The following is a 9,299-nucleotide window of genomic DNA, read 5'->3' as shown; positions in this document are numbered from 1 at the left end:
GCCCCCAACAGCTCTAAGCCCACTGGAATTCCAGAAAAACCCTGCTGTACTCAGCCAAGGTTCTGGAGATGAGCCTGTCGTAAATCTGCAGGATGCATAACTCGATACAGTCTCGATAGGAAACCTATCAAGGACGCTCTCATGTCTCTGTTCAAACGTTCAGTCACTGAGTTGTTAGGTACGTTCTGGCTGGTGTTGGGGGGTTGCGGCAGTGCGGTTCTGGCCGCGTCTTCTCCGCTTGGAATCGGAGTACTCGGTGTGGCCATCGCGTTTGGTCTCACCGTACTGACCATGGCCTTCGCCATCGGCCACATCTCCGGTTGCCACCTCAACCCCGCCGTGTCGGTCGGTTTGTCAGTCGGTGGCCGATTCCCCGCCAAGGAACTGCCCGCCTACATCATCGCCCAGGTCATCGGCGGGATCATCGCCGCCGCGTTGATCTACTACATCGCCAGCGGCAAGGAAGGTTTCGACCTCTCCGCCGGCCTGGCCTCCAACGGCTACGGCGAACACTCCCCCGGCAAATACTCGATGGCCTCAGGCTTTGTCTGTGAACTGGTGATGACGGCGATGTTTGTGCTGATCATCCTCGGCGCCACCGACAAACGCGCACCCGCCGGGCTGGCACCGATCGCCATCGGCCTGGCCCTGACGCTGATCCACCTGATCTCGATTCCCATCACCAACACCTCGGTCAACCCGGCCCGCAGTACCGGCCCGGCCCTGATTGTCGGCGGCTGGGCGATCGCGCAACTGTGGATGTTCTGGGTCGCGCCGCTGCTGGGTGCAGTGGTCGGTGGTGTGACGTATCGGTGGCTGGGCAAGGTAGGCACTTGACCCCATGGAGGAGGATCAGTCCTGTCGGTAAGGCAAGGCGGTCCTCGCTTCCTCGGCATAGGCCAGGACGCCGAGACGCTCCTGATGAAGGAAGTCTTTGACGGCGGCTTTCAAGCCGGGATGGCGCAAGTAGTGCCAGGAATGGGTGATCACCGGTTCAAACCCGCGAATCAGTTTGTGCTCACCCTGAGCACCGGCATCGAAACGCTGAAAACCGTTGGCAATTGCGTAGTCCATCCCTTGATAGAAACACGTCTCGAAATGCAGACGATCGAACTCCGCCAGACAGCCCCAGTAACGCCCATAAAAACTGTCGCCGCCCACCAGGCTGAAGGCCATGGCCACCGGCCGTGAGCCCTGTTTGGCCAGGACCACGCGAATCGATTCCGGCATGCGCTCGGCCAACAGACTGAAAAACTCCCGCGTCAGATAGGGCTGTTGCCGGCGCACCGCGTAGGTGTTGGCGTAACAGGCGTAAACGAAATCCCACTGCGCCTGATCCAGTTGCTTGCCTTCCAGCCACTCGAAATCAAACCCCTGCCCCGCCACTTGCTCGCGCTCTTTACGCATCTGCTTGCGCTTGCGCGAACTGAGGACGTCGAGGAAGTCCTGAAAATCCCGATAGCCGCGATTTTGCCAGTGGTACTGACAGCCGATGCGCTGCAGCCAGCCGGGTTGTTCGGCCAGCGCCGCGTCGGTGAACGGATCGGTGAAATTGATGTGCGCACTGGAGAGTTCTTCGATCTCGAGGTAGCCCGGCAAACTCTTCAGCAGTTCGAAACCGTCCTCGACCGAGGCCGCCAGCAAGCGCGGTCCGCTGACCGGGCTGAACGGCACGGCGGTCAACAGTTTGGGGTAATAGTCGATGCCGGCACGCTCGCAGGCATCGGCCCAGGCGTGATCGAACACGTACTCGCCATAGGAATGCCACTTGCGGTAACTGGGCAGCGCGGCGATCAACCGGTCCCCGTCCATGTGCAACAGATGCTCGGGCTGCCAACCGGAATGCGCGCCGACGCTGCCACTGTCTTCCAGTGCACTGAGAAAGGCATGGCGCAGAAACGGCTGGGTTTGCGGCACCAGGGCATCCCAAGTGTGCGGGGCTATTTCGGACAGACGTTCCAGGCGTTGCAGCGGCATCACTTCCCTCTCCACTTCTTGGCATAAAAGCCTCGCGAGTATCGCCTATCGAGGCGTAATCCACACTCGCGATCCGCCGACAGGGCCCGGAATAGAAAGTTCCTTCGCACTTTGTATCGTCATCGAGCCGCCATCACTTTGCCACTGCTTTGTCATAAACCATCGCGATACTGGCGCCAGTTTTTAGAGCGTCGGGTTCTATCCCGATCACTGTTTTCCGTCCGACATCGGTCGGTTGTGCCCTGGATGGCTAAGTCATCCCCTCTCATCTTCGGAGATTGATATGCGTCTTGCTTCCACGAAAACTGCGGCGGCCCTGTGTGGCGGTCTGCTGCTGGCCATGAGTGTTCCGGCCAGCGCCGCAGTCGACGCCAAACTGCTCGACATGCTGAAGGCTAACGGTTCGATTACCAACGCGCAGTACAGCGAGTTGCAAGCCGAACTGGCCAGGGATCAGAAGGATCAGCAAATCGCCCGTCAGGCTCAGCAAGAGACTAACGAGCAGATCGCGGCCACCACGAAGAAAACCGAAGCACTGAGCACCTTCGACCAGAAACTGGCGTGGGCAGCCAAGACCCAGTTCAAGGGTGACGTGCGTTTCCGCCAGGAAACGGTCAAGAACGACGGCGTTTCCAACACCGGCGACCAGGATCGTCAACGTATTCGCGTCCGCCTGGGTGCCTACACTGCAATCAACCCGCAAGTGGACACCGGCATCCGTATTGCCACTGGCAGCGACAACGACTCTCGTTCCACCAACCAGAGCCTGGATGGCAACTTCACCAAGAAGGATATCTGGCTGGACCAGGGTTACGTCGACTACCACCCTGACGCCATCAAGAATCTGCACTTGATCGGCGGCAAGATGGCGCAACCATGGGTGAGCATGGGCGACATCATCTGGGATAGCGACATCAACCCGGAAGGTCTGGCAGTGACTTACAAATACCCGCTGGGCGGCAGCACCGAGCTGTTCGGTAGCGCCGGCCACTTCACCCTCAAGGACAACGTCGACGGCGAAGGCAAGCAGTTCCGCCACGACCTGCGTCTGTACTCAGGCCAGTTGGGCGCGCGTTTCGCGATCACTGACAACCTGAAAATGACCTTGGGTGGCAGTCTCTACGCTTACGACAACGACAACGACATCAACAATACCTGTGCGGCGAACACCTGCCGACTGGCTATTAACGGCAACACGGCGAACGAACAGTTCAAACTGTACGAAGGCTTTGGTCAGCTCGACATCGGCGGCCTGCCAATGCCATTGTCGATCTACGGTCAAGTCGTCAACAACGACGATGCCAGCAACGATCAGGACATGGGCTGGTTGGCCGGTGTCAAGACCAACGTCTTCGGCTTCGGCGTGGACTACAACTATCGTGACGTACAGCGTAACGCCGTGGTCGGCGCCTTCACCGACTCTGACTTCGCCAACGGTTTCACCGGTTCGCGCGGCAGCAAGTTGAAAGTGAGCTACGAGATCGACAAGAACTTCGCCCTCGGCGCGACGTACTTCATGGCTGATTCCGACTACACCAACGCCACCCTGCGTGACTCGAAAATCAACACCTTGCAGCTGGATGCCGAAGCCAAGTTCTGATCCCTGCTACACGGTTCGGGCAAGGACGCCCAAACTGCTTTTACAAACTCGCGCTGCTGTATCGGTCCCCATCATCCGTCCGATTCAGCAGCGCGAGTTTTTTTGTTTTTGCGACCCCCTGAACCCGTAGGAGCGAGCTTGCTCGCGATGGTCGTCAACGATAACGCGGGAAGCCTGACACCCCGCGGCGTTATTACGACCATCGCGAGCAAGCTCGCTCCTACAGGATTCAGGGTCGAGATCAACGCTTGCGCAGAATCACGCTACCAATCGAATAACCGGCGCCGAACGAGCTGAGCACCGCCAGCGAACCCGCCGCCAGATCATCCTGGTTCTTGTGAAACGCAATCACCGAGCCCGCAGAGCTGGTGTTGGCGTAGGTGTCGAGAATCACCGGGGCTTCTGCTTCGGTGGCTTCGCGGCCCAGCAGTTTCCTCACGATCAAGTGGTTCATGCTGAGGTTGGCCTGGTGCAGCCAGAAGCGCTTCACGTCGCCGACGTTGAGCTGGTTCTCTTCCAGGTGCGCACCGATCAGCTCGGCCACCATCGGGCAGACTTCCTTGAACACCTTGCGGCCTTCCTGCACGAACAGTTTGTCCTTGGCACCGATGCCCTCTTCCGCCGCGCGGTTGAGGAAGCCAAAGTTGTTGCGGATGTTGTTGGAGAACTTGGTCAGCAGCTTGGTGCTGACCACGTCGAACTGGTACTTGGACGTTGCCAGGTCCGCTCGCTCGATGATCACTGCAGTGGCCGCGTCGCCGAAGATGAAGTGGCTGTCGCGGTCACGGAAGTTCAGGTGACCGGTGCAGACTTCCGGGTTGACCATCAGCACTGCCCGGGCCTGGCCCAGTTGCACGCTGTTGGCCGCCGCTTGAATGCCGAAGGTCGCCGAAGAGCAGGCCACGTTCATGTCGAAACCGAAACCCTGGATGCCCAGCGCTTCCTGGACTTCGATGGCGATGGCCGGGTAGGCGCGTTGCAGGTTGGAGCAAGCGACGATCACGCCGTCGATGTCCGCCGCGGTTTTGCCGGCACGCTGCAAGGCTTGTTCGGCCGCGCCGATGGCCATCTGGCAAAGCACCGACCACTCGTCGTTCGAGCGCTCCGGCAGGCGTGGCGTCATGCGTTGCGGGTCGAGAATGCCGTCCTTGTCCATGACGAAGCGGCTTTTGATACCGGAGGCTTTTTCGATAAACGCGGCGCTGGATTCGGTCAATGCCTCGACTTCGCCACGGGCGATGGCGTCGGCGTTGTCGGCGTTGAACTGCGCGACGTAAGCGTTGAAAGACTGCACCAGCTCTTCGTTGGAAATGCTGTTGGCCGGGGTGTACAGGCCGGTGCCGCTGATGACGACGTTATGCATGGTCGTTTCTCTAATCTGTTCAGGCAGAAAGCATTGGCACCGACGTACCAATACATAAAGGGTCTGTTCCCGTCACAGGAAGCAAACCTGGCATCGCTTTATTCCGAACCGCCCGAACCTGTGGAGGCTCAAAACCGCGGGGCCGGCGTTTATAGGCGCGAAGTTTGCCATAAACGTTGGGGTTTGACCCTATTTGCGAGATAAGACGGCATTACGATGCGCGCAATCGGAACGCCGTATAACGAACCTGTAGGAGCCGGCTTGCCGGCGATGGCGATTTCAAAGACGCCATCGCCGGCAAGCCGGCTCCTACAGGTCTACGGTTCGACCTGGGTCCATTGCTTGTTCAGGCGTTTGTCAGAGATCGGTACCTTGGTCCCCAACTGTTGGGCGAACAGCGAAACCCGGTACTCCTCCAGCCACCAGCGATAGAGCTCAAGCTGCGGATCGCGTTTACCTTCCTGGGCGTGTTTGTTGGCGCGGGTCTGGTATTGAGTCCAGAGGACGGACAGCTCACCGCTCCAGACCCGATCCTTCTGCACCTGCGCAGCCAGTTTCTCGAAGCGCTGCTCGATGGCTTTCAGGTAACGCGGCAGTTCCTTGAGCCACTGCATCGGCGTTTCGCGGACGAAACCCGGATACACCAGATGACTCAACTGCTGCTTGATGTCATTCAACGCCACGGCCTGCGCCAGATCGATCTTGCCCTTAAAGCGTTTTTGCAGGCCGTGCCAGAGCTTGAGAATTTCCAGGGTCAGCTTCGCCAGACGCTCGGCATGCTCGGTCCAGCCGCCGCGTTTGCGTTCGGCCAGCGCCGCCAATCCGGCGCCATCACGCGGCAACGGGTCTTCGCCGTCGAGGATGCAGCTGTCGAGACTGGCCAGCAGAATGTCTTCCACCAGACTGTCAACGCGGCCCATGTCGCGGTACATCAGGCCCAGCTCGGTCAGGCCCGGCAACTTGCCGCGCAGGAACTTCGCCGGTTCCGCCAGTTGTTGCATCAGCAGGCGCTGCAACGCGCGGCGATGCTGGAACTCGGCTTCGGCCGGCGTCGAGAACCGCCCTTCCTTGACCGTGCCGGCCTCTTCGACCAGCGCCGGATACACCGTCATCGACAACCCGGCGATCTTCTGTTGGGTCTTTTCCGCCACGGCGGCGAAGACTTTTGCCTCCACCGGTTGCTGACTTTTTGCCGTTTGCGGGACGGCCAGTGCGGCCTGGCTGGCTTCAGCGAATCGCGCGGTGAGCTCCGCCAGATCTCGTCCTTCGCCGAGGAACTTGCCCTGGCCATCGACGATTTCCAGGTTCATCCGCAGGTGATTTTCGACCTGCTGCGCCGCTTCGGCCCAGGCTTCATCGCTGACCCGCGCACCGGTCATACGCAGCAACTCGCGCCCCAATGCCTGAGGCAATGAGCCCTCGGCAAAGGTCATGCGCTGCAACGCGGCTTTGACGAAGTCCGGCACCGGCACGAAATTCTTGCGCAACGCCTTGGGCAGGTTGCGCACCAAGGCAATGCACTTGGCCTCGATTACGCCGGACACCAGCCACTCCAGACGTTCCGGCGGCAGCATCGGCAACAGCGGCGCCGGCACGCGCAGGGTCACGCCGTCACGCGGGTGGTTCGGTTCGAAATGGTAACTGAGCGCCAGCTCCAGATCGCCGATGTGCAAGGTGTCCGGGTAATGCAGCGCGGTGACTTCACTGGCCTCACGGGCCAACACGTCTTCTTCGCGCATGATCAGCAGTTGCGGGTCTTTCTGGCTGTTGACCCGATACCAGCTGTCGAAGGTCGCGGTCTGGTGAATCTCCGCCGGCAGTCGCGCATCGTAGAAGGCGAACAGGGTTTCTTCGTCGGCCAGAATGTCGCGACGGCGAGCCTTGGCTTCCAGCTCGTCGAGCTCTTCCAGCAGTTGCTGGTTGGCCGTCAGGCACTTGGCTTTGGATTGAATCTCGCCGCGCACCAGGCCTTCGCGAATGAAAAACTCACGGGACACCACCGGATCGATCGGCCCGTAATGCACCGGCCGGCGACCGACCACGATCAGCCCGAACAAGGTGATCTGCTCGAACGCCACGACCTGCCCGCGCTTCTTCTCCCAATGGGGTTCGAAGTGGTTTTTCTTGATCAGGTGCCCGGCGAGCGGCTCGATCCAATCGGCGTCGATCTTGGCGACCATGCGCGCGTAGAGCTTGGTGGTTTCCACCAGTTCGGCGGTCATCAGCCATTGCGGGCGCTTTTTGCCAAGGCCCGATGACGGGTGAATCCAGAAGCGCCGTTGCCGGGCACCGAGGTAATCGCCTTCATCGGTTTTCTGCCCGATCTGGCTGAGCAGGCCCGAGAGCACGGCTTTGTGCAGCTTCGGGTAATCCGCCGGCTCTTTATTGATGCTCAACTGCATGTCGCGGCAGATCAAACTCAACTGACGGTGCGAGTCGCGCCACTCGCGCAGCCGCAGGTAGTTGAGGAAATTCTTGCGGCACCAGTTACGCAACGGACTGGCCGTCAGCGCCTGGCGTTGCTCTTCAAAACCACGCCACAGATTGACCAGCCCGGCGAAGTCCGAGTCCACGTCTTTCCATTGTGCATGCGCCTGATCCGCCGCTTGCTGACGCTCTGGCGGACGCTCGCGCGGGTCTTGAATCGACATCGCGCTGGCGACGATCAGCACTTCCTGCAAGCTGCCGAGTTTCGCCGCTTCGAGCAGCATGCGGCCCATGCGCGGGTCCACCGGCAGGCGCGCCAATTGGCGACCCAGCGGGGTCAACTGGCTGTTGCGGTCCACCGCCGACAGCTCTTGCAGCAGGTTGAAACCGTCGCTGATGGCCTTGCCATCGGGTGGCTCGATAAACGGGAAATCGGTGATCTCGCCGAGGCGCAGATGCAGCATCTGCAAAATCACCGCTGCGAGGTTGGTCCGCAGGATTTCCGGGTCGGTAAATTCCGGGCGACCGATGAAGTCTTCTTCGCTGAACAACCGTACGCAAATGCCTGGCTCAACCCGACCGCATCGACCTTTACGCTGGTTGGCGCTGGCCTGGGAAATCGCTTCGATGGGCAGGCGCTGGACCTTGGCGCGGTAGCTGTAACGGCTGATGCGCGCGGTGCCGCTGTCGATCACGTAACGAATGCCCGGCACGGTCAGCGACGTTTCGGCGACGTTGGTCGCCAGCACCACGCGACGCCCCGGGTGCGACTGAAAAATCCGCTGCTGTTCGGCCGGCGACAAGCGTGCGTACAACGGCAGGATTTCAGTGTGCTTGAGTTGCGCTTTGCGCAGCATGTCGGCGGCGTCGCGAATCTCGCGCTCGCCGGGCAGGAACACCAGCACGTCGCCGGGGCTCTTGCGCTCGCTGCGTTCGAACGCGGCGATTTCGTCGAGGGTGGCGAGGATCGCCTGATCCACGGTCAGGTCATCCTCGACGCGGTTGCCCTCTTCATCCTGTTCCAGGGTCAGCGGGCGATACCAGGTTTCCACCGGGAAGGTGCGGCCGGAGACCTCAACGATGGGCGCATCGTCGAAGTGCTTGGAGAAACGCTCCAGGTCGATGGTCGCCGAAGTGATGATGACTTTCAGGTCCGGACGACGGGGCAGCAGGGTTTTCAGGTAACCGAGCAGGAAGTCGATGTTGAGGCTACGTTCGTGGGCTTCGTCGACGATGATCGTGTCGTAGCGTTCGAGGTAGCGGTCGTTCTGGGTTTCCGCCAGCAGGATGCCGTCGGTCATCAGTTTGATCAGCGTATTGGAATCGCTCTGATCCTCGAACCGCACCTGATAGCCGACCAGCGCGCCCAATGGCGTCGCCAGTTCTTCGGCAACCCGGCTCGCCACGCTGCGCGCCGCAATTCGACGTGGCTGGGTGTGGCCGATCAGGCCATGCTGGCCGCGACCGATTTCCAGGCAGATCTTCGGCAACTGGGTGGTTTTGCCCGAGCCGGTTTCGCCGGCGATGATCAGCACCTGATGCTTGAGCAGCGCTTCCTTGATTTCATCGCGCTTGGCGGCGATGGGCAGGCTGTCGTCATAACGAATCACCGGCAGGCTGGCACGTCGCGCCAACACCTGATCACAGGACGCTTGCATGCGCGCCACCCACTGGGCCAGCTTGGCTTCGTCAGGTTTCTTGCGCAGCTCAAGCAACTGCCGACGCAGCCGGTGGCGGTCGGCGAGCATGGCGTGATCGAGGTTTTTCAGCAGTTTGTCGAGTGAAGGCGATTCGTCAGTCATCAGGTACGCAATAAGTCGTCTAGTGGCGCAGGGGGCGGATTGTCGCAGATTTTACGGCCGCTGCGCGGCCGAATCGCGAGCAGGCTCACTCCCACACTGGATCTGCAGCGACCACAAAATCGGGGGCACC

The 9,299-nt window shown here is 60.4% G+C and carries 5 protein-coding genes; 2 read left to right on the top strand and 3 right to left on the bottom strand.

The genetic code is table 11. The features are described 5' to 3' along the window. Nucleotides 1-141: 141 nt before the first annotated feature. On the top strand, nt 142-837 hold the full coding sequence (gene aqpZ / locus KGB24_RS23630; RefSeq protein WP_223413957.1) for an aquaporin Z: 696 nt from the start codon (nt 142-144) through the stop codon (nt 835-837). Between the two features lie 15 nt (nt 838-852). Here the strand turns inward: aqpZ and KGB24_RS23625 are convergent, their stop codons facing one another. Continuing rightward, nucleotides 853-1,977 (bottom strand): GNAT family N-acetyltransferase, encoded by a 1,125-nt coding sequence (locus tag KGB24_RS23625; RefSeq protein ID WP_223413955.1) that lies wholly within the window; start codon nt 1,975-1,977, stop codon nt 853-855. Nucleotides 1,978-2,260: 283 nt separating this feature from the next. Here KGB24_RS23625 and KGB24_RS23620 point away from each other — a divergent pair, with 283 nt between their 5' ends. Further along, nucleotides 2,261-3,577, top strand: coding sequence for a putative porin (locus tag KGB24_RS23620; protein WP_223413954.1), 1,317 nt, complete (start codon nt 2,261-2,263; stop codon nt 3,575-3,577). 241 nt (nt 3,578-3,818) lie between these two features. Here the strand turns inward: KGB24_RS23620 and KGB24_RS23615 are convergent, their stop codons facing one another. Beyond that, nucleotides 3,819-4,940 carry a beta-ketoacyl-ACP synthase III gene (locus KGB24_RS23615; protein WP_008043468.1) on the bottom strand — a complete coding sequence of 374 codons (1,122 nt, stop codon included), beginning with the start codon at nt 4,938-4,940 and terminating at the stop codon, nt 3,819-3,821. Between the two features lie 317 nt (nt 4,941-5,257). Then, nucleotides 5,258-9,169, bottom strand: a complete 3,912-nt coding sequence (hrpA, locus tag KGB24_RS23610) for an ATP-dependent RNA helicase HrpA (RefSeq protein WP_223416452.1) — start codon at nt 9,167-9,169, stop codon at nt 5,258-5,260. Between the last annotated feature and the right edge of the window lie 130 nt (nt 9,170-9,299).

This window comes from Pseudomonas sp. BF-RE-25 (assembly GCF_019956105.1).
In the GTDB taxonomy this organism is placed as follows: Bacteria; Pseudomonadota; Gammaproteobacteria; order Pseudomonadales; family Pseudomonadaceae; genus Aquipseudomonas; species Aquipseudomonas migulae.
Note: the sequence above shows the minus strand (reverse complement) of the source record. Positions and strands in the feature narration are given on the sequence as shown.

Excerpts from the sequence above, each read along its gene's own strand:
- KGB24_RS23625 (WP_223413955.1), bottom strand. The coding sequence starts at position 1,977 with ATGCCGCTGCAACGCCTGGAACGTCTGTCCGAAATAGCCCCGCACACT.
- KGB24_RS23620 (WP_223413954.1), top strand. The coding sequence starts at position 2,261 with ATGCGTCTTGCTTCCACGAAAACTGCGGCGGCCCTGTGTGGCGGTCTG.
- aqpZ (WP_223413957.1), top strand. The coding sequence starts at position 142 with ATGTCTCTGTTCAAACGTTCAGTCACTGAGTTGTTAGGTACGTTCTGG.
- KGB24_RS23615 (WP_008043468.1), bottom strand. The coding sequence starts at position 4,940 with ATGCATAACGTCGTCATCAGCGGCACCGGCCTGTACACCCCGGCCAAC.
- hrpA (WP_223416452.1), bottom strand. The coding sequence starts at position 9,169 with ATGACTGACGAATCGCCTTCACTCGACAAACTGCTGAAAAACCTCGAT.